The following is a 19,894-nucleotide window of genomic DNA, read 5'->3' on the forward strand; positions in this document are numbered from 1 at the left end:
GTGAGACTAAGGAAGTTTAAAAAACTCCGTAAGTCTCCGCAAGACTCCGAAATATGTATCGTAAATATTTTATTTTCAGTATTTTATGCTTGCTGCTGTTGCCTATGGCTGGATTTTCGCAGCAGGCAAAATCCTTTAAAATCGTGCCGCTTGGCGTAAAAGGCGGGGCTGACGAAAGCAACCTGTCAGCCTATATAGTGGCGGCAACGGGCACCAACGACTATATCTGCCTTGATGCGGGGACGCTGCATGCCGGTATTGAAAAGGCTATCGCCAATAAAGTGTTTAATCTGCCTGTTGAGCAAGTGCTCCGCAAATACATCAAAGGCTATTTTATTTCACACGCCCATCTCGACCATTTGGCCGGGCTAATTATCAATTCGCCCGATGATACCGCTAAAACCATCTACGGACTGGCCAGCACATTACAAACTATCAAAACCCACTATTTTACCTGGGAAAGTTGGGCCAATTTTGCCGATGAAGGAGAAGCACCGCTGCTAAAAAAATACCATTATCAGCCATTGGTGCCCGATAGTAGCATCGCCATAAAAAATACGGCAATGACGGTTATCGCCTACCCGTTAAGCCATTCCAGTCTTACCAGTACCGCATTTTTAGTAAAAAGCAATGGTGCTTATATTTTGTATTTAGGCGATACCGGTCCGGATGAGATTGAAAAAAGCAACAAGCTGCATAAACTATGGGAAGTGGTTGCCCGGTTGATAAGAAGCAAAAAGCTTAAAGCTATAATGATTGAAACCTCGTTCCCGAATATTCAGCCCGATAAAACGCTGTTCGGTCATTTCACCCCCAACTGGCTAATGAAGGAAATGAATAATCTGGCAGTTTTAACTGGCGCGGACGCGATTAAAGGATTTAATTTGATAATAACACACGTAAAACCGCCGCAGGTCAATATTGATAAAATAAAAGCAGAGGTAAAAGCGGCGAATAAATTGGGATTTAATTTGATATTTCCGGAGCAGGGGAAGGAGATTGATTTATGAACTTTTCCAAGACGCAATATTTTGCCTCTCGGAAAACTAACCGACGTTTTGAATATGAACAACATAACCATCAAACGCATTTACAATCCCGTTGAAGAATCTGACGGTTTTAGAATATTAGTCGACCGTTTATGGCCGCGCGGCATGAAAAAAGAAGACGCCGGTATTGACTTATGGTTGAAGGCCGTTGCCCCAACGGATGCATTGCGCAAATGGTACCACCATGATGGCGGCAGATGGGACGAGTTCAGGCATAAATACCTGCTGGAACTGAAAGATAACCCCGCAGTGGATGAGCTATTGTTGTTAATAAAGGAACACAAAACGGTTACGTTGCTATATGCAGCGAGGGATGCAGAGCAAAATCACGCGCTTGTTTTGCTGGAATTTTTGCAAAATCGTTAATAGGAATAGGGTTTGAACTTTGCCGCAAAGCGTTCCATTTTCCCAGGCGGAACACCCGGAACGCTGTAAAACATGCTGATTGTCAAATTGTTTCATTTATGAATGCTTCGAACTTGTTAGTGTTGTCACCAACAAGCAAAGGAACATTTGGTGTTCAAAAAGCCAGTATACAGGTGGCGTTAACCGAATTTCTTGGTAGGCGTTATTCCTCTAACTCTAGAAGGTACGTCAAAATCCAGCGGAACTCATCAATCAAAAAGGGATAATCTAATCGGGCTCTGCCGGTTTGTTTGAAGCCGTACGATTCGTAGAATAACTTTGCCGGGCTACTCTCCATAACCTGTAATAACAGTGTGGCGCATTGTTTTTTGTCTGCAAAGTCGAAAATGAAGTTCATAACAGTTTTGCCTATACCTTTACCAGTGGCCGATTGTAGTAAATATAGCTTTTCTATTTCCAGGCATTTTTTTTCGGAATTAAGCGAGCTTAGGCTTTCTTTTAATTTGAAATAACCAACCAGTTCATCATCGGCGTAAACGAAAAAATAATAAACGCCGGGTTTCGCTATATCTGCCTTAAAGTCAGCCGTATGATAAAATTTTTTAAGATAAGCTTCAGCTTCATCGAGCCATAAATAGTTGTAGGTTTGTTTGTAGGATGTTATGGCAATTTCGGCTAATAAATAAAGCTGGCTAATATCGCACTGTGTTATGGTTATCAATTTGATGGACTTGATTAATCAGGTATTTTACAATTTTTGTAACCCTTTTGCATCAGGATACACTATCGTTTAATAAAACCCTGTTTTTAATGATTACGGCCAAAGATACTTTTAATTTAAAAATGAGCGACGAAGAAATTGTTGACAGGGTAGTTAAAGGTGAACAACATTTGTACGAGCATTTAATGCGCAAGTATAACCAACGGATGTATCGCATCAGTATGTCGATTATTAATGATGACAAGGAAGCTGAGGATATTATGCAAACGGCTTACATTAATGCTTACCAGCAGTTGAAAAGTTTCCAGGGCCGCAGCAGCTTTGGGACGTGGTTAACCCGGATATTGATATATGAAAGCCTGCTGCATAAAAAAAGAAAATTAAAACTTCAAAAAGTGCTGATGGAAAAAACTGGTAACGATTATCATAACGATACTCCATTAAAAGGCCTTATTAATAAAGAACTAAGAGGACTTCTTGAAAACGCGGTTGCCCAATTGCCCGAAAAATACAGGCTTGTATTTGTAATGCGCGAGGTTCAGGAAATGAGCACGAATGAGACAATGGAAGCGCTTAATATTGGCGAATCGAACGTAAAAATCCGCTTGAGCCGTGCTAAAGAAATGCTGCGCGATGAACTGGATAGTTACTGGCGGCCGCAACAATTGTTTGAGTTTAATTTAGTAAGATGCGATGTGGTGGTTGATTTTGTGATGCATAGAATTGGAACCAGCACCCAATGCGATTAGATTTACGAAGTTGTGAAACTTCGTAAATCTTTTTTAACGCTTTATTTAGTTGCTTTTTTTACAGGCGCAGCTTTTGCAGTTGTTTCCTTTTTTACAGCTTTTGGTGCAGCTACAGCAGGCTTGCTATCAACGGCAACAAGTTTTGAGGCTTTTGCAGCAGGCGCAGCATTAGTTTCAGCTTTTACCTTTGTGGCTTTAACTTGTTCGCTTTTTACCGGTTTTGCCAGTTTTTTTGCCAATTGTTTGGCCGCTTTCTCAATGTCTTTTTCAATCTTTTTGGTAGTATGGCCAAGTTTTGTGGCAAATACCCTCAATTCTATTATTAAATTTTCTTTAATAGTTTTCTTTTCTGCTGCATGTGCAGCTTTAGCGGCCGATTTTGTATTTTCTTTTTTCATTTGGTTTATGGATTGCTGCAAAGGTAGGTTATATTAAAGTTAGTTCAATGTTATCATTATGTTAACAGTGTTTTTGTGCATTAATATTAAGTTATTAATGCCTTAGTAATGAGATGATTATTGTTTTAATTGCTTTTTACTGCACCAATACTGCTCACAATTGCACATTTTATGGGTGACAACCTGTATAAAAGACATTACATATTTGCTTAAAACAAATTAAAAATGTATTTCTGTTGTGTAAACCGCTGCCATCAGCTTAAATATCCCGAATGAAAAAACTATTGCTGCTATTTTTGCTTTGCCTGCCTGATATTTTAAACGCGCAAAGTAGTATCCGCCCCGAAAACCTGCGTTGCGAATACCTGGTAAACCCGGAAGGCATTGATGAAACTGTGCCACGCTTAAGCTGGACATTAGCCGCTACCAACCCACATGCTTTTGCACAACGACAGACTGCATACAGGGTGTTGGTTAGTTCATCTGCAGACATTTTAAATGCAGGTAAAGGTGATGTATGGGATTCTGGCTGGGTAAAGTCGGATGAGATGCAGCATGTGGTTTATAGCGGAAATTCGCTGGTATCTGATAAATTATATTGTTGGAAGGTTTGCGTTAAGGATGAATTGGGGAAGACTTCTGCCTGGAGTTCGATGGCACATTGGAGCACCGGTTTATTTAATCATGCAGAATGGTCTGCCGCATGGATCGGTACGGGCGATGTGAACGACCCCACCCAGGTAAATTGCACCATAGCCGACCCATGGTTACGCAAAACCTTTGATTTAACGGTAAAACCTGCAAAAGCGATGATGTTTGTTGCATCAATAGGCTACCACGAGTTGTATGTAAACGGCAAAAAAATAGGGGAAGATGTGCTTTCGCCCTGCGTGAGTGATAATACCAAACGTGCAAGATATGTTGGCTATGACATAAGCGCTGAATTGAAACCTGGCAAAAATGTAATTGCGATATGGCTTGGCGCGTCGTGGTCGATATATGCCTCGTACCATACCGACGACAAACCTCTTGCACCAGTTGTGACCGCGCAAGCCGATTTATATAATGCTGGGGATGATAAGCAAGCTGCCTTGCGCATAAAAACCGACGAGACCTGGAAAACCCACCCGAGCCCCAATAAGCTTTTGGAGCAATGGAAATTCCTGAATATGGGCGGTGAACTCTGGGATGCCTCAAAAGAAATACCCGACTGGAATTTGGCAAACTGCGATGAAACCACATGGAAGCAGGCAGTGGTATTTCATCCACGCCTGACACTATCGGCTCAAATGGTGGAGCCGAATAGGTTATATCATGAAATCCACCCTATAGGTATTGAACAACGTCCCGATGGAACTTACAGGGTTGATATGGGTATAAACTTTTCGGGTTGGACAGAAATTAAGTTAAAAGGCCAGCCGGGGCAACGCATCGATATTAAGTTTTCGGAACGGGAAAAAGAAGATATGACGTTCCGCATCCACAGTGCTTATATTTTAGGGGCAAGCGGCGAGGGCACGTTTAAAAATCGTTTTAACTACAGTTCGGGCAGATGGATAACTATCAGTGGGTTGAAAGAAAAACCGGCGTTAACTGATATAAAAGGATGGGTAGTGCGCACCGCTTACGATAATGCTGCCACATTCGCCTGCTCCGACTCGTTACAAAACTGGATATACGATAAGGTGAGATGGAATTTTGAAAACCTGTCGTTGGGTGGTTATGTAGTTGATTGCCCGCAACGCGAACGCATGGGTTACGGCGGCGACTCGCATGCTACATCCGAATCGGGCTTATATAACTACCAGCTTGGCGCATTTTACACCAAGTGGATGGAAGACTGGCGCGATGTACAGGGCACCCGTTCGCTGGACGCATCAAACTATGGTGGCAATGCCGATTATGGAATATTGCCGCACACTGCGCCCACTTACTGGGGTGGCGGCGGACCGGGCTGGGGAGGCATTGTAATATCGCTGCCATGGTTGCTATACCAGCAACAGGGCGATACCCGTGTGCTTGAAAAGAATTTCGATTTAATAAAAAATTGGCTGGCGTTTTTAAACTCGCATGCGCAGAACAATATGCTGGTACGCTTTGGCGGCGACTGGGACTTTTTGGGCGATTGGCTTTGGCCAAACGCAGGTGTTGAAGGAATGAATAATGGCAAGCCGCAGAATATATGCTTTAACAACTGCTACTGGGTTTATAACCTGCGTACTGCTGCCAAAATTGCCCGGCAAATTGGCCGTAAGGAAGAAGCTATAGCTTGGGAAAAACAAGCGGCTATAACCAGCATGGCCATACAGGCTACCTACTATCACGAAGATGACCATAGTTATGCCGATAGTTCAATGGGAGATTTAGCTGCGGCGTTATTGGCAGAAGTACCACCGCCTGCGTTACGGGATTTGGTAATTAAAAGGCTGGAAAAAGAAATATTAGTAGTACGCAAAGGGCATATCCACGTAGGTATTACCGGCGGGGCCATGTTGTTTAAACTGCTGCGCAGTTTGGGGCGTGATGATTTGATTTATTCTATGACGTCGCAAACTGACTACCCTGGTTGGGGGTATATGAAGGCAAACGGGGCCACCAGTCTTTGGGAGATGTGGGAAAAGGATTTGCCCGGCCATTCGCTGCTGCATAGCTCGTACTTGTATCCAGGTGCCTGGTATATTGATGGCGTTGCCGGCATTCGCCGCGATCCTGATGTGCCGGGCTTTAAAAAGTTTGTTATCCATCCGCCTAAACTAACCGAACAGCAGATGAACTGGGCCAAAGCAATCTACGATTCGCCGGCTGGCTTGATAAAATCCGCCTGGGAGCGCAAAAACGGAGGTCTTTACTTATCCGTAACTGTGCCGCCGGGCAGCGCGGCTACTGTATGTTTTCCTGCGCCAAATGCAGCCGGTGTTAAGGTGTCTTCGGCTTACGCAAAATATGTCGGCGGTAAAAATGGATATTTGGAATATCATTTACCAGCGGGAGAATACACGCTATCCGGTAAGGAAACGCACCAATAAATGCTAATGTTATGACTAGTAATAAGCCAATATCTAATCACACCAATGCAGGTCCCGGTAAACCGCCGGTTGAACTGGACTTGTCCGGCTTTTTATATGAAGCGGTTGATACTGCTGAGTTTATGGATGTGAGTAGCTGGAAGTCGGTTTTTGATGAAATTCCGGTCGACCCTTATATTAAAGAAGGCTATCGCTATAAATCAATAGGCTGGTTCAGGGTAAAGCATCAAATGGCTGGTGCGGTAGCAGAGATTGATGAGCATATAAAAACGGTGAATAAGCTAAGTGGTTTGAATGATGTTGAAAGTAGCCGCTACCTAAGTACAAGCAAACCCATCTGGCACTCGGATGAAACAGGGTATAGCTGTTGGCATTTGCCGCAATACGCCATGCAGCAATCCATTTTATACAACCCGGTGCACGGCGGTATGCGCAGGGAATATTCACCAATAGGTACGGATATAACTAACAGCGACGATTTCCACAAGCTATTGATTCAATACGCCACATTTTTTGGCTGGGGCGATGCTATTGTATTGGTCCAGTTTCAAAGGGTTGATTGCAATGCCGCCCGCACAGGTTTGCCAGCAGTTGAGGGCTTTCACCAGGACGGCAACCGCCATGTAGGCATGCTGGTGGTTAACCGCAATAACCTCGCTGCTGATTCAGGGGTGAGCCAGTATGTAATGGACGACAATGGCAAAAAGACCGACGAATTGATATTTAATGCTGTGGTACCTGCAGGGCAGCTGATATTTTGGAACGACAAAAGGGTATGGCATTATGGCACAGAGATTAAAGTTGCCGATGCCAGCGCAAATGGGGGGAGGGGCACCAGGGATATCATCATCATGAGTGCAAAAATACCGCCAGCCAATACGCCCATGGGGCCTGTACCTGTTCAATTTAAACAAAATAGCATTTGAAAATTCAGGTGTAAACCATTAAATTGCTTTTCTATTATAACAAGCGTTACCTAAAACCCTTTGAACACATGATTTCGATTTATGGCTTTAAGCGGGTTTTAATTTGTTTTTTAATCATATCTGTCAACTACACCGTTTGGGCGCAGGATAAGCCAACTTCAGGCGACACATTAAAAAAATTAATAAACGCCACATTTGCAAATGAAATCGCCAAACTTTTTGTTCATTACGATAAAACGGTTTATCTCCCCAATGAGACTATTTGGTTTACTGCCTATCTGCTGAACAATGATACGCTTACCAATAAAGCAGACATTCTTTCCGTGGCGTTGGTAAAAAATAGCGACCGCACTATCGCGATACAAAAAAAGTTCGTTATAACGGGTGCTGGGTCCTCTGGAAGCATATTAATTCCCGATACGATTTTGGCTGGTGATTATTCGATAATTGCTTATACCAATCATTTTGTAAAAGGGCGGCCAGAGGCATTGTTTATACAGCGCATCGCCATAAAACGCCTTGAACAGCCCGACCCGAAAGTTCAGCCTAAACCCGCGCAAAGGCCGGCTTTAACAAGGGCAGACTCTGCTAAAATCAGCATTAAATTTTACCCGGAAGGCGGCGACATGGTGGCAAACTTACCCCAATACGTTGGCTGGGAAGCCAAGGATGGCACAGGCGCGCTATTAAAATTGAACGCGGTGCTGCTGAAGGACGAGGACGTTATCGATACCATCAGTACTTCCGCATACGGGTTGGGCAAATTTTTTATCAATCCTAAACCTGGCAGCAGGTATGCGGTAAAAGTTATTTGCGCCGAAAATCAAAGTCTTTTTAACCTGCCATTGGCAAATGAAAAGGGCATTACGCTTACTATGTCTTCTGCAATGGTGCACGATACACTGGTTTTTAAAGTCGCCGGTACGCTTATTGGCAAAATTCATATTGCAGTGCATAACAACCGGCAAACTTTTTATGTATTAACCGATATCGATCTGCAAAAACAAAATACTTTTAAAATAACGCTGGATAGTTTGCCCCGGGGATTAGCGGCGATTACTATTTATAACGAAAATTTAAGACCCTGCGCCGAGCGTATATTTTTTGCTCACTACGATCACTCCCCGCAGATCAGCATAAAAACGACTGCTCAAAAATACGGCAAACGGCAAAAGGTATCTTTTCAACTCGGCTTAAATTCCGATTACGCTACACAGGCGCTTATTTCGGTGGCATGCGTTCAGGCAAATCGTATAGACAAACGATATTTTAACGATATAGAAAATTATGGATATCTCGACCAAAACTTAAATGCTTTCCCAGCATCGCTTAACCGGGATGGGAGGATGGCGGAAAGAAAAAAATATCTCGAAAATGTACTCTTGATAAGGGGATGGCGGAGGTATACTGACAATGCTGCCCCATATGCCGTGCCTGTCGACTCTGTCCCGCGTTTTCATGGATTTATAACTGTGCACGACAAACAGCCGCGGAAACCAATGATATTAACATTAATGGGTAGTCCCGGCGTATTTTTCATCAATACTGATAAATTGGGCAATTTTACCATTCCCGGCGACGGCCTTATCACACCGGATAATAAACCATTAGCACTGTTTGCTACAGGGGAGATATCATATAATACCCGTATTAAATTAACCGATCCCTTCGATAAAATCAACCGGTATATAGCTGCCAATGTACAGGTAGCGTCAGAGCCTGCGCAAACCGGCGAAAAATATAATGAACTACCTTCATCCGTAATGCAGAGCCAGGTATTACTGAAAGAAGTTAAGATAAAGGGAGCAAGGGGGCCGCTGTACCGAACTGAACCTACGCCGGGTATGCACACCAATGCCTGTGGTGATTATGTAGGTTGGTGCGGCGCACTTAATTGCAGGTGGCATACAGAGCGTACTTCAAGTCCATTACAAGGACATGTATATTATAGGCATGGGCCACTGAAAGATGGCTGGATACAGTACAATACCCCGTTCGTTTACTCCGGCTGTGAAACAAAAAATCAAAGCCTTATCCGTTTTGAAGGTATAAATCTGAACAAAGAATATTACCCCTATAGTGAAACAGATATAAATAACGCCGAACCGTTATACAATTCTACATTATATTGGAACCCCCAAATTAAATTAACAAACGACAAACCAACGGAATTTAGCTTTTACACCGGCGACATAAGCGAAAATTTCATTGTTATTGTGCAGGGAGTTACTGCCAATGGCGTTGTTTATGATGAAGAAAAGTTTGAAGTATTGAAGTGACGGTCGAATCCCACCAAAAAATCATTCCGCAATCGGCATTCCGACTTCCGCATTTAATTAACTCAATACCACCCCATCCTTCAACGCCTGGCTATATTTCTCTTTATCAAAAACATACAAATGCGGCGAACGGTGGGCCCCAATGCTACGCTTCTCATCCAGTTTTTTTAACAAGCCGAGTGCTATTAGTTTTTTTGGAAAGTTGCTTACATCAAGCTTCTTGCCGAGCAAAGTTTCGTAAAGCGCATGTATCTCCGAAAGGGTAAACTTTTCAGGCAGCATATTAATACCGATGGGATAGTGGTATAGCTGTACGCGCATAGCATGCAAGGCCTCGCTAACCATTTCGTCGTGGTCAAATTCCAGCTTTGGTAGTTCATTTATGTCAAACCAGGCGCAATCTTCAATTAGCATATCCTTTTGCAGCTCTGTTTTCGAAAAATCGGTTATCGCATAAAAGCCAATCGATATGGTTTGGTCAATCAGCCAGTTGTCTTTGGTAATACGTATGCCGGTTGCTTCAAACCATTTTTCTTCATCAAACTCATCCATACGGGCGCGGTTGGGGTCGCCAAAAGTTTTAAATTGCTGTAAAAACAGGTTGTCAATGCCGGTACGTTCTTTTACGTTGCGGTTTGCAGCTTCCACCAGTTTCTCGGTTCGTTTTATATAGCCGCCGGGCAGGCACCAGCCATCAATTGCCTTATGTTTTATTAGCAACAGCTTTAGCTGCTGATCATGGTAGCCAAAAATTGCACAGTCTAACGATACATGCGGGATATAGTACAGGTGTCCGTTGAGTACAAAATCATCAATCTCGGCTTGCGTATTCATAGCGTAAAAGTAACATTCTGCAAGGTTTATTTAGTAAAAATAATTATTTAGTAAAAATTACTAAATAATAAAATACTTTTTTTGCCTTACATTTTGTAAAATCTACTAAATAAGCAACCAAAATAACCTTTATTATGAAAATTAACCGCAGAAAATTTATTACGCAAACTGCCGTCGGTGCGGCGGGCCTGGGTTTAGCGGCAGCTTTACCCGAATATTTATTCGCCGATACAGGTAACAAAGACCTGTTTTTTAAAATTGCGATCTCTCAATTCTCTTTCGCCAGCCAGTTCTGGACAAAGAAGCTTGACCCGCTCGATTTTGCTGCAAAATCAAAAGAGCTCGGCATTTTGGGGTTGGATTATTGTTCGATGTTTTTTGCGGATAAGGCAAAAAATACGCAATACCTGAACGACTTAAAAAAGCGTGCCGCAGATAATGGCAACTACAACCTGCGCATTATGGTGGACGGTGAAGGCGTTTTAGGCGATTTAAACGATGCGACCCGCACAAAAGCCATCGAAAACCATTATAAATGGATGGATGCGGCCGCCACATTGGGTTGCCCCATGATACGTGTAAATGTTGAAGGCGACGGCGCCCCGGCTGATGTTGCTAAAGCTGCGGTTGATAGCCTGGGCCGGTTAATTGAGTATGGCAGCAAGCAAAATGTTGATGTGATAGTTGAAAACCACGTGGGTATATCGTGCAACGCCGGTTGGCTTGTTGGGGTAATGAAGGAGGTAAACAGCAAACATTGCGGCACCCTTGCCGATTTTGGCAATTTTTGTATCAATCGTACCAAACCCGAAACCCAAGATATTGCGGGTTATATGAAAACCAAATGCCTGGAAGAGTACGACAAATACAAAGGCATTGCTGAACTAATGCCGTACGCTAAGGGCATCCACGTTAAATCACACGTCTTTACTGCTAACGGCGACGATGTCGAAACAGACTATTACAGGATGTTTAAAATTATAAAAGATTCGGGCTTTACCGGCTGGGCAAGTATTGAGTACGAGGGCGGACTGCTTAAAATGTACAGCAAAGACGATAAATATCTTGATGATTACGCAGGCGTTACCGCTGCAAAAAAATTAACTGAAAAGGCCGGTCGGATGGTATAACCAAATTCTAAGCTTAAATTTATGCAGATAAAGAAATCATCCGAAGTTTATGATGTGGTCATCATAGGCTCTGGCGCGGGCGGCGGCATGGCCGGTTATGTACTGGCAAATGCAGGTGTAAAAGTACTAATGCTCGAAGCAGGGCCATTTTTCGACCCGGCAAAAGATTCGCAGCAATTGAAGTGGCCGTATGAGTCGCCGAGGAGGGGAGGCAATGCCACCAGGCCCATGGGCGATTTTGACGCGTCGTATGGTGGCTGGCAGATGGATGGTGAGCCTTATACCCAAAAAGACGGCTCGGAATTTCAATGGTTCCGTTCGCGCATGCTGGGCGGGCGCACCAACCATTGGGCGCGCATCTCGCTGCGGATGGGCCCGAAAGATTTTAAATGTAAAACCGCCTATGGCGTTGGCGACGACTGGCCGATTACTTACGATGAAATAAAACCCTATTACGATAAAGTAGACCGCCTGATTGGTGTTTACGGCTCGATGGAGGGCATGGATAACGATCCTGACGGCATATTCCTGCCCGCGCCAAAACCACGCCTTAACGAACTGTTTGTAAAAAAGGCGGCTACCGGCCTCGGTATAAAAGTAATAGCCGGACGCGGCTCGGTATTAACAGCGCCGCTGCCCGGCAATAAGGATAGGGGCGCTTGTTTTTTTTGCGGACAATGTAACCGCAGCTGCAAAATTTATGGCGATTTCTCGGCTTCATCGTGCCTGGTGATACCTGCTATAAATACAGGTAATTTGAAGGTGATAACCAATGCAGTCGTTCGCGAAATATTGACCAATGGCGATGGCCTGGCAACCGGGGTATCCTATGTCTACAAAGATGATATGCAGGAATACCAGGTAAACACCAAAACAGTGATACTGGCAGCAAGCACCTGCGAATCGGCAAGAATATTGTTAAACTCCAAATCGTCGCAGCATCCAAACGGACTCGCAAACAGCAGCAACGTGGTGGGCAAATACCTGCACGACTCTACCCAGGGCGGCACTGCTGTAATTTTACCCCAACTGCTCGACCGCGACCGGTTTAATGAAGATGGCGTAGGCAGCCTGCATTTATATGCGCCATGGTGGCTCGACAGCAAGAAACTCGACTTTCCGCGCGGCTATCACCTGGAAATATTCGGTGGCATGATGATGCCTTCTTATGGGGGGTATTTCGGTTTCGAGGGCGTCACCACACCTTACCTGAACGGCTACCTGCCCGGCCGCGACGGAAAAATGAAAGCAGGCGGCGGCTACGGTGCCGGGTTGAAGGATGACTATCGCCGTTTTTACGGTACAATGGCGGGCGTTGGGTTTCACGGCGCATCTACTGCAAAAGAAGACAACTATTGCGAGATAGACCCGGGCGTGGTTGATAAATATGGAATCCCGGTTTTACGCTTTAGGTACAAATGGGGAACAGATGATGTGAACCAGGCTAAACACATGCAGCAAATGGCCGGCGCTATGTTGAAACAACTGGGCGGTATCCCGCTGATTCAGCCCGCAGGGCCGGAAACTAATTATGGCCTGGATAAGCCCGGCAAAGGCATCCACGAGGTAGGGACAATCCGCATGGGCGATGATCCCAAAAAGGCGCCGCTGAATAAATGGGGACAAACGCACGATTGTAAAAACCTGTTTGTGACGGATGGTTCGGTGTTTACCCAGCAATCCGAAAAAAATCCAACCTGGACCATACTCGCCCTATCCATGCGGACGGCTGAATACATACTTGAGCAGCGTAAAAAACAAAATGTTTAACCCCCTATTTATCACAGCATGAACAGAAGAGATAGCTTAAAAGCGATAGGAATAGGCACCTTAACAGCAGGCGCGGTGCTAACCGGCTGCAAGCCCGGCGAAACGGCCGAAAATGTACAGGTTGCCACCACTGGCCGTGAGGCATTTGAAATAGCCAGGGACAAAGGGCTGGTAAAAGAAACCTACTTTGACGCCCACGAAATGGCGACGATTACTGTGCTGGCCGATATCATCATCCCCAAAGATGCCAAAAGCGGTAGCGCAACCGATGCCAAAGTACCGGCGTTTATCGAGTTTATTGCAAAGGACGAGCCCCAGCACCAACTACCCATGCGCGGCGGTCTGCGCTGGCTCGATGTGCAATGCCTTAATAAGTTTGGCAATGCATTTATTGATTGCACATCCAAACAGCAAACCACGTTGCTCGATGAGATTGCTTACCCCGCACTGGCCAAACCCAACATGCAGCAAGGTGTGGCATTTTTTAACAAGATGCGGGAGCTAACTGCCATCGGCTTTTTTACCAGCAAAATGGGGATAGCGGATTTGGGTTACAAAGGCAATGCCCCCGGTAAATGGGAAGGTGTGCCGCAGGATGTACTGGAGAAATACGGGTTGGAAAATGTGTGAAAAATAAAAAATGCCACCCATACGGGTGGCATTCGGCTATTATGGTTTAGGGGAACGGGCTTTTACTTAAAATCTAAATCGCCGATATAAACGGCACCACCGCCGGCTTCTTTTTTCATCTGCATCACAATAATCTCCTTCTTTTCCTGCGGGGTGCCGTAATGGGTAAATAACTCGGCCATTACAGTTGTTGGACCTGCAATGGTAGCCTGTCTATCGCCGTAATAGTTTATCTCGATTTTGTAGGTTCCTTTAATTGCTTTTTTTAACATGAACTGTTCAGGGCCAAAACCCTGTGTCATATCGTGCGATATGCGGCCGCCAATTGCGGTGCGGTTATGGCTGTAATAGCATTTTTCACCATTAGGGTCGGTTACCCATAGGTCAATATCGGTATTGTTCATGTTCCAGTCCATTACAATGCGTATATCAACAGGCAAGGCTTCGATAATTGGTTTAGGAACTGCTGAAAGATTCAGTTTTCCTTTGTGAAGGGCGATGATGCGGTTTATTTCCGGCAAAAATATTTCCTGGATGCCATTGTACAGCCTATCCGTTTCGGTGGTATAACTCTTTGTCATGGCCTCATATAGCACATCCAACGCCTTTTGATGCTGACCAGCATCTTCAAGCGCAAGGCCGTAGTCCCGGAAGCTCTGTGGGTCAATCGGGCGTAGGTCGGTCACTTTTTTAAAGGCGAACAGTTCACCCTCAAAATCGCCTAACTGTTTTAATTTATAGCCAAGCATCTTGTAAAGTTCGTAGCTGCCCAAATCAAGTTCGGCAAGGTTGCTAAGTATGCGGGTACCCAATTCTTTGTTGCCGGTTTTTATAAAATAATCCGCAACATCAAAAAAGTAGACGGGGTTACCGGAATAAGCCTGGCGGAGGTCGATGTATTTTTGATATTGGTTTGCCTTGCCGGTCTTTTGGATAGTTTTAAGGTAGTCAGCACTTCCAGGATTATACACGATGTCGATGCCATTATTTGAATGGGTTGCTGTATTGAGGTGGATAGAATCGCGATTGACGGGCCTTGCATTTTTTGTAGTGATAACAACAACACCGTTGCCGCCTGCAACACCATAAATCGCAGTGGCGCCCGCATCTTTCAATACATTTATTGATTTGATATCATTTGGGTTAAGCTGACCAACACTTCCGCTTTGAACGCCGTCAATTACATATAGAGGCTTGGCATTATCGAAACTGCCTATGCCCCGTATAAGTACGTTGCTAGCGGCGCCAGGTGCGCCGGATTGGACGATTTGCAATCCCCCAACTTGTCCCTGCAACAATGATTCGGAATTTGAAGCGGGAACGGATTTTGCAGTGGATACGGTCACAGTTGAGACATTGCCGCTTACATCTGCATTCCTGCCCAATGCCGCTGCAGATTGCGACCGCACCTGTATGCCGGCTGCTTTGCCCACCAGCGCGTTGTTGATATTAGGCTCGCGCACTGTATTTGTCTCGGTGGAGGTAATAGTTTCTACAGAACTTGAACTGGTGCGTGCAGTTTGTTTGATGCCATAACCACCCGTTACCACAACCTCTCTCAATTGATTTGAATTAACTGGTAAACTTATTGCTCCTAAATTGTGGCCGGTAACTTTTACCTCTATGTTTTGATAGCCTACAAACGATACAATCAGTACATTCCCCGCTCTTACGTTAAGCCTAAATTCGCCGTAATCATTTGTTACCGCACCAAGGCTTGTGCCTTTTACTCTTACAGAAGCGCCAGGTAACGGAAATGCGTCATTAGCGCTAATAACTTTACCCGTAATTTGCGTTAGGTGCCTGCCGGACGGCTGACTATTTATATGTGATTGGATTGGCGGGTTAACACGCACTTGTTCTTCTTTTGTTTTAACTTCCTTAGGCTCAATGCCAGCACCCCACCAATCCTCAAGTTCATCTTTCATTACTTGAGCAGCAGTTAAATTTTCACGCGGAGGCTGCACATTTTCAGCACCCCGCTGCTTCATAATGGAATCGTACTCTGCCTGCAATTCTGCCGGCGGCTCAATACCGTATAGTATGTAATCATTCACTGTCTCCAAAACAATCAGCGAAGTATTGCGGGTAACTATACCAAACCGTTTTCCCAGCGATTCAATATCCTGGCGATTAGAATCGTAGTCGATATCAAGTTCGCTTATCTTTTTCTGCGCCCATAGCTTGGCCACATCCACATTATCAACGGCGTTGTTAGCTAAATCGAGCGTTATTGTTTTTTCATAGCTAACCTTATCGCCAAAGCCATATTGCAGGGTAATGGTTTGGTTGGGGTCGCGGGTTACACCGGCAATAGAGAAAGCGCCGCTTACTACAACCGGCAGCGAAGGGTAACTTTCCTCAACCGACGCCCCCTGTTTAATGCCCAGGAAATGCATCGGTTGGTTGGTTAAACTATTTAGGGCTTTGCCGGTATCATCTTTGGTTAAGTCGATCAGGTCGCCGCCGGTTTTTAAGGTTATTAGCTTTAAATTGCTATAGTCTGCAGCGGTTGCCGAATTGATGCAATAAACAGGTTTTTTCGTCAGCTTTAGCGTTTTTTCGCCAAAGGTTTGGTGCCCGTCGCTCATTAATAAAAATTCATCAACGGCATATTTAGATAAATCAATTTTTCCAAAATCTGTAGCGCCATCATAGGTTACATGCTTCAGGTCGGTTTTAAGCCCATCCCAGTTACCATTTGCAATGGTGTAAGTTTTTGTGCTTAAAATAGCATTGCTAAAAGTTAAAAGGGTAACCACAGTATTACCTATCTTTTTAAAATAGGCATCCAATAATGCAAATTCTTTTTTGCTGTCGCGATTGGCGCCACTTAGCGATGCATCCCATAACAAACCAATATGCTTCGGGGCTGGTTTGCTGATAATTTGCGCCTGTAGCATAGTATTGATAAAATAATAGTATTTGTTGCCCTGCGCTTGTATCATCACTTCACTGGCGTCTTTGGGTTTTGGTATCGAAAATGAAAGGGAGTGGCTGGGCGCGTAATTATTTTTATCAATAGCTGCCGAATAGGTGTTATGACGGTTATCAAATTTCAAATCATCGCCATCGCTAACTGGCGCTTCGGCGCTTTGGATTACAGATGCATTCAGTGAGAATTTCTCAACCGTATCTTTTATATTGAGCGGGAGGGTAAACTTTAAATTTCCGTCGGAAGCTAAAGGTATTTCTTCCTCGTAACCGATGATTACCGTGCGGGTACTACCGGGATTAATAGGGTAGATGCGGGTACGGAAAGTGTTACCTTCTACCTTTTCAAGCAGACCGGGGTCAATCCGCCGGCGCTCAACGGCCTCAAAAACAGCAGTGCCTTTACCACGGTCGACCGGAACGGCTTCGCGCATCTTGCCATTAATATCCAGCGCATACCGGCTTACGCTTACACCGTCTTTCAGCGGGAACAGCAGAGTGCCTTCCAAAATCCGTGAGGTCGAATTATAAAAAGTCATTTGCCAGGTGGTGCGGCTGACGTTGCCATACACAGCAACGTCAATTTTTAATTCACGCAACTTAACGCCATTATTTGTTTTGCCATCCACAGAAAGCTGCGGCGACTGGGCACGGGCTTTGGAAATTTGTAAACCGGTTAAGGTAATTACTGCTAAAAGGAAGTAGGTAAATCTTTTCATGGAATCCTTGTTTTTCTGTAGGATGCAGGAAGGTGGAGGATTCCATAAATGATTTTGAAAAAATAAATGCCAATGCAATCGCAGGACACCGCACTGCGTTAAAGAGGTAACCAATAAAAAAAAGTCTTAATTTAGTCCTTCCCATATTTACAAACCGACATGAAAAGACTGATCATACTTTTACTACTGGCAAACTTTACCACCTATGCCCAGCAAAAATCCTCCCCGGGTAATAAAAAAGCAATCATCGTGCTTACTTATGATGATGCTATTATGTCGCAATTGAATATTGCTATTCCGCAATTGGATTCGGCGCATTTGAAAGGCACTTTTTTCCTGACGGGAAGTATAACGCCGCAAGCATTACCACGCTGGCGCGAAGCATTTAACCACGGGCACGAACTGGCAAATCATACGCTTTACCACCCCTGTTTATTAACCAATGTAAAAGGTAACCCCATTAATAATTCGGAAAATTATACGGTTTACGGCATCCTGCGCGAAATTGGGATGATGAATAATTTTTTATACGCCATTGATGGTGCGTCAACACATACTTATGCATACCCCTGTACCGAAGGAAAGGTCGGCGGGGTTGATTATGTCGACTCGCTGCGTAAATCGGGTCTGGTGAAATATGCCCGAATGGGCGGCGACCAAAATGCGATTGTGACAGATTACAGCAAGCTCGATCCACTGCTGGTGCCATCATGGGCGGTAGTTGGTAACTATACCGGCAACGATTTAATTGCGTTTGTGAAAAAAGTGCAGGCAAACGGTGGTATGGGTGTATTTATGTTTCACGGTGTTGGTGGCGATTACCTGGTTACATCCGCTCAGGCCCATCGCGAATTATTAAAATATTTAAGCCAACACAAGGATGAGGTTTGGGTAGCTACATTTAAAGAAGCAATGGAATATGTTAGCAAAAAGTAGTTCATAGTTGATCCCGCACGTGCGGGATAGTTCATGGTAGCTGTACCCGATCTGATGTATGTTTTAATATAAAGTCTATGCGTAGATATACCTTTCTGCTATTAACCTTAATTGTAATTCAGACTGCTAATGCCCAGTTCAGCGTAAGCGCTAACCAGCATTATATTTTAAAGGATGGCAAACCTTTTTTCTGGCTGGGCGATACGGCCTGGGAACTGTTCCATCGGCTTAACCGTGAGGAGGCTGACCAGTATTTAAAAACCCGCAGCGAACAGGGCTTTACCGTGATACAAGCCGTAGTGCTGGCCGAAATGGATGGGCTGCACGATCCAAACTTTTATGGCGAAAAACCACTAATTGATGATGACCCCACCAAGCCCAATGAAAAGTATTTTGAGCCCGTTGATTTCATTGTGAACAAAGCCGCTGAATATCACCTGAATATAGCCATGCTGCCCACCTGGGCCGATAAAATTGATAAAAGCACCTGGGGCAAAGGCCCGGAAATATTTAATAAGGATAATGCTGCCGTTTATGGCGCCTGGCTGGCAAACAGGTATAAAACTAAAACAAACATTATCTGGATACTCGGCGGCGACCGCCAGCCACGCGGCGAACAGGACATTGCCATTTGGAGGGCCATGGGTACTGCCATAATGAAGGCTACGGATAACAAAGCAATAATCACTTATCATTGCCAGCCCAACCAGCTTGGCTCGGCGCAATGGTTCAGAAATGAGAAGTGGTTTACTTTTAACATGTTCCAGAACGGGCATTGCCGGGACGAGGCTGTGTATAATAAAATGGCTGCGGGTTATGTTGCAACCCCGATAAAACCCGAGATAGACGGCGAACCTATTTATGAGGACCACCCGGTTTGTTTTAACGTGTATGATTTAGGCACTTCAAGCGCTTATGATGTACGTAAGTTTGCTTATCTCGATTTATTTTCGGGTGCGTTTGGACATACCTATGGCTGTCATGATATCTGGCAGATGAACTCGCCCCGGCATGAGCCATTGAATGGTCCGCATATGACCTGGCAGGAGGCCTTGCAATTGCCGGGCGCTAAGCAAATGAGCTATGTAAAGAAACTAATGGAGTCGCACCCAATATTGGAGCGCGTGCCTGACCAATCGATAATCATTGAAAATAACAATACCCCGGCCGAACGTATACAGGCTACCAGGGGTAACGATTATGCATTTGTTTATACGGCTGCCGGCAAACCATTTACGGTGATATTATCGAAGCTAAAGGCCCCTAAAATTCACGCTTATTGGTACGACCCACGGAACAGCAAGACAACTGAGGCGGGGATTTTGGATGGCACAAAATCAAACAAATTTACGCCGCCGTCCAGTGGGTATGGAAAGGATTGGGTTTTAGTTTTGGATAATGAGGCTAAACATTATGCGATGTTGTAG

15 protein-coding genes are annotated in these 19,894 nt (G+C 44.6%); 11 read left to right on the forward strand and 4 right to left on the reverse strand.

The features are described from left to right. Positions 1-53: 53 nt before the first annotated feature. Both Q0R52_RS19735 and Q0R52_RS19740 read left to right on the forward strand, forming a co-directional pair. A complete protein-coding gene (locus tag Q0R52_RS19735; RefSeq protein WP_295797407.1) occupies positions 54-1,010 on the forward strand; it encodes a 3',5'-cyclic-nucleotide phosphodiesterase in 957 nt (318 codons plus the stop codon). A 54-nt stretch (positions 1,011-1,064) separates the two neighbouring features. Next, entirely contained in the window at positions 1,065-1,415 is a 351-nt protein-coding gene (locus Q0R52_RS19740) for a DUF488 domain-containing protein (RefSeq protein WP_295797410.1), read from the forward strand. 202 nt (positions 1,416-1,617) lie between these two features. Here the strand turns inward: Q0R52_RS19740 and Q0R52_RS19745 are convergent, their stop codons facing one another. Further along, positions 1,618-2,136, reverse strand: a complete 519-nt coding sequence (locus Q0R52_RS19745; RefSeq protein WP_295797413.1) for a GNAT family N-acetyltransferase — start codon at positions 2,134-2,136, stop codon at positions 1,618-1,620. Positions 2,137-2,225: 89 nt separating this feature from the next. Here Q0R52_RS19745 and Q0R52_RS19750 point away from each other — a divergent pair, with 89 nt between their 5' ends. After that, positions 2,226-2,885: an RNA polymerase sigma factor gene (locus Q0R52_RS19750; RefSeq protein ID WP_295797416.1), complete on the forward strand. Its 660-nt coding sequence runs from the start codon at positions 2,226-2,228 to the stop codon at positions 2,883-2,885. A 41-nt stretch (positions 2,886-2,926) separates the two neighbouring features. Here Q0R52_RS19750 and Q0R52_RS19755 read toward each other — a convergent pair whose 3' ends face one another. Continuing rightward, positions 2,927-3,283, reverse strand: coding sequence for a hypothetical protein (locus Q0R52_RS19755; protein WP_295797419.1), 357 nt, complete (start codon positions 3,281-3,283; stop codon positions 2,927-2,929). 272 nt (positions 3,284-3,555) lie between these two features. On the opposite strand from Q0R52_RS19755, the gene Q0R52_RS19760 reads away from it, so the two are divergent. The 3 genes from Q0R52_RS19760 to Q0R52_RS19770 all read left to right on the forward strand — a co-directional run bounded on the left by Q0R52_RS19760 (position 3,556) and on the right by Q0R52_RS19770 (position 9,514). After that, entirely contained in the window at positions 3,556-6,309 is a 2,754-nt protein-coding gene (locus Q0R52_RS19760) for an alpha-L-rhamnosidase (protein WP_295797422.1), read from the forward strand. Positions 6,310-6,320: 11 nt separating this feature from the next. After that, positions 6,321-7,235: a 2OG-Fe dioxygenase family protein gene (locus Q0R52_RS19765; RefSeq protein ID WP_295797427.1), complete on the forward strand. Its 915-nt coding sequence runs from the start codon at positions 6,321-6,323 to the stop codon at positions 7,233-7,235. Positions 7,236-7,303: 68 nt separating this feature from the next. Next, positions 7,304-9,514: a hypothetical protein gene (locus tag Q0R52_RS19770; RefSeq protein WP_295797430.1), complete on the forward strand. Its 2,211-nt coding sequence runs from the start codon at positions 7,304-7,306 to the stop codon at positions 9,512-9,514. Positions 9,515-9,571: 57 nt separating this feature from the next. Here the strand turns inward: Q0R52_RS19770 and Q0R52_RS19775 are convergent, their stop codons facing one another. Then, on the reverse strand, positions 9,572-10,348 hold the full coding sequence (locus Q0R52_RS19775; RefSeq protein WP_295797431.1) for an NUDIX domain-containing protein: 777 nt from the start codon (positions 10,346-10,348) through the stop codon (positions 9,572-9,574). Positions 10,349-10,482: 134 nt separating this feature from the next. Here Q0R52_RS19775 and Q0R52_RS19780 point away from each other — a divergent pair, with 134 nt between their 5' ends. Genes Q0R52_RS19780 through Q0R52_RS19790 form a run of 3 tightly spaced genes read left to right on the forward strand, consistent with a single transcriptional unit; the run spans position 10,483 to position 13,878 of the window. Then, on the forward strand, positions 10,483-11,478 hold the full coding sequence (locus Q0R52_RS19780; RefSeq protein ID WP_295797434.1) for a sugar phosphate isomerase/epimerase family protein: 996 nt from the start codon (positions 10,483-10,485) through the stop codon (positions 11,476-11,478). Positions 11,479-11,499: 21 nt separating this feature from the next. Continuing rightward, complete coding sequence (locus tag Q0R52_RS19785; RefSeq protein WP_295797437.1) at positions 11,500-13,248, forward strand: GMC family oxidoreductase; 1,749 nt, start codon at positions 11,500-11,502, stop codon at positions 13,246-13,248. An 18-nt stretch (positions 13,249-13,266) separates the two neighbouring features. Continuing rightward, a complete protein-coding gene (locus tag Q0R52_RS19790) occupies positions 13,267-13,878 on the forward strand; it encodes a gluconate 2-dehydrogenase subunit 3 family protein (RefSeq protein WP_295797440.1) in 612 nt (203 codons plus the stop codon). A gap of 62 nt (positions 13,879-13,940) precedes the next feature. Here the strand turns inward: Q0R52_RS19790 and Q0R52_RS19795 are convergent, their stop codons facing one another. Next, positions 13,941-17,531, reverse strand: a complete 3,591-nt coding sequence (locus Q0R52_RS19795) for a VIT domain-containing protein (RefSeq protein WP_295797442.1) — start codon at positions 17,529-17,531, stop codon at positions 13,941-13,943. Positions 17,532-17,690: 159 nt separating this feature from the next. Here Q0R52_RS19795 and Q0R52_RS19800 point away from each other — a divergent pair, with 159 nt between their 5' ends. Together Q0R52_RS19800 and Q0R52_RS19805 are read left to right on the forward strand one after the other, a co-directional pair. Next, a complete protein-coding gene (locus Q0R52_RS19800) occupies positions 17,691-18,467 on the forward strand; it encodes a polysaccharide deacetylase family protein (protein ID WP_295797445.1) in 777 nt (258 codons plus the stop codon). Positions 18,468-18,544: 77 nt separating this feature from the next. After that, on the forward strand, positions 18,545-19,894 hold the full coding sequence (locus Q0R52_RS19805; RefSeq protein WP_295797448.1) for a glycoside hydrolase family 140 protein: 1,350 nt from the start codon (positions 18,545-18,547) through the stop codon (positions 19,892-19,894).

Origin of the sequence: Mucilaginibacter sp. (genome assembly GCF_025359345.1) — a bacterium.
In the GTDB taxonomy this organism is placed as follows: Bacteria; Bacteroidota; Bacteroidia; order Sphingobacteriales; family Sphingobacteriaceae; genus Mucilaginibacter.

Bases quoted from the DNA above. Each gene is read 5' to 3' on its own strand.
- Q0R52_RS19775 (WP_295797431.1), bottom strand. From the start codon at position 10,348: ATGAATACGCAAGCCGAGATTGATGATTTTGTACTCAACGGACACCTG.
- Q0R52_RS19765 (WP_295797427.1), top strand. From the start codon at position 6,321: ATGACTAGTAATAAGCCAATATCTAATCACACCAATGCAGGTCCCGGT.
- Q0R52_RS19755 (WP_295797419.1), bottom strand. From the start codon at position 3,283: ATGAAAAAAGAAAATACAAAATCGGCCGCTAAAGCTGCACATGCAGCA.
- Q0R52_RS19805 (WP_295797448.1), top strand. From the start codon at position 18,545: ATGCGTAGATATACCTTTCTGCTATTAACCTTAATTGTAATTCAGACT.
- Q0R52_RS19795 (WP_295797442.1), bottom strand. From the start codon at position 17,531: ATGAAAAGATTTACCTACTTCCTTTTAGCAGTAATTACCTTAACCGGT.
- Q0R52_RS19790 (WP_295797440.1), top strand. From the start codon at position 13,267: ATGAACAGAAGAGATAGCTTAAAAGCGATAGGAATAGGCACCTTAACA.
- Q0R52_RS19800 (WP_295797445.1), top strand. From the start codon at position 17,691: ATGAAAAGACTGATCATACTTTTACTACTGGCAAACTTTACCACCTAT.
- Q0R52_RS19785 (WP_295797437.1), top strand. From the start codon at position 11,500: ATGCAGATAAAGAAATCATCCGAAGTTTATGATGTGGTCATCATAGGC.
- Q0R52_RS19750 (WP_295797416.1), top strand. From the start codon at position 2,226: ATGATTACGGCCAAAGATACTTTTAATTTAAAAATGAGCGACGAAGAA.
- Q0R52_RS19780 (WP_295797434.1), top strand. From the start codon at position 10,483: ATGAAAATTAACCGCAGAAAATTTATTACGCAAACTGCCGTCGGTGCG.
- Q0R52_RS19740 (WP_295797410.1), top strand. From the start codon at position 1,065: ATGAACAACATAACCATCAAACGCATTTACAATCCCGTTGAAGAATCT.
- Q0R52_RS19735 (WP_295797407.1), top strand. From the start codon at position 54: ATGTATCGTAAATATTTTATTTTCAGTATTTTATGCTTGCTGCTGTTG.
- Q0R52_RS19760 (WP_295797422.1), top strand. From the start codon at position 3,556: ATGAAAAAACTATTGCTGCTATTTTTGCTTTGCCTGCCTGATATTTTA.
- Q0R52_RS19770 (WP_295797430.1), top strand. From the start codon at position 7,304: ATGATTTCGATTTATGGCTTTAAGCGGGTTTTAATTTGTTTTTTAATC.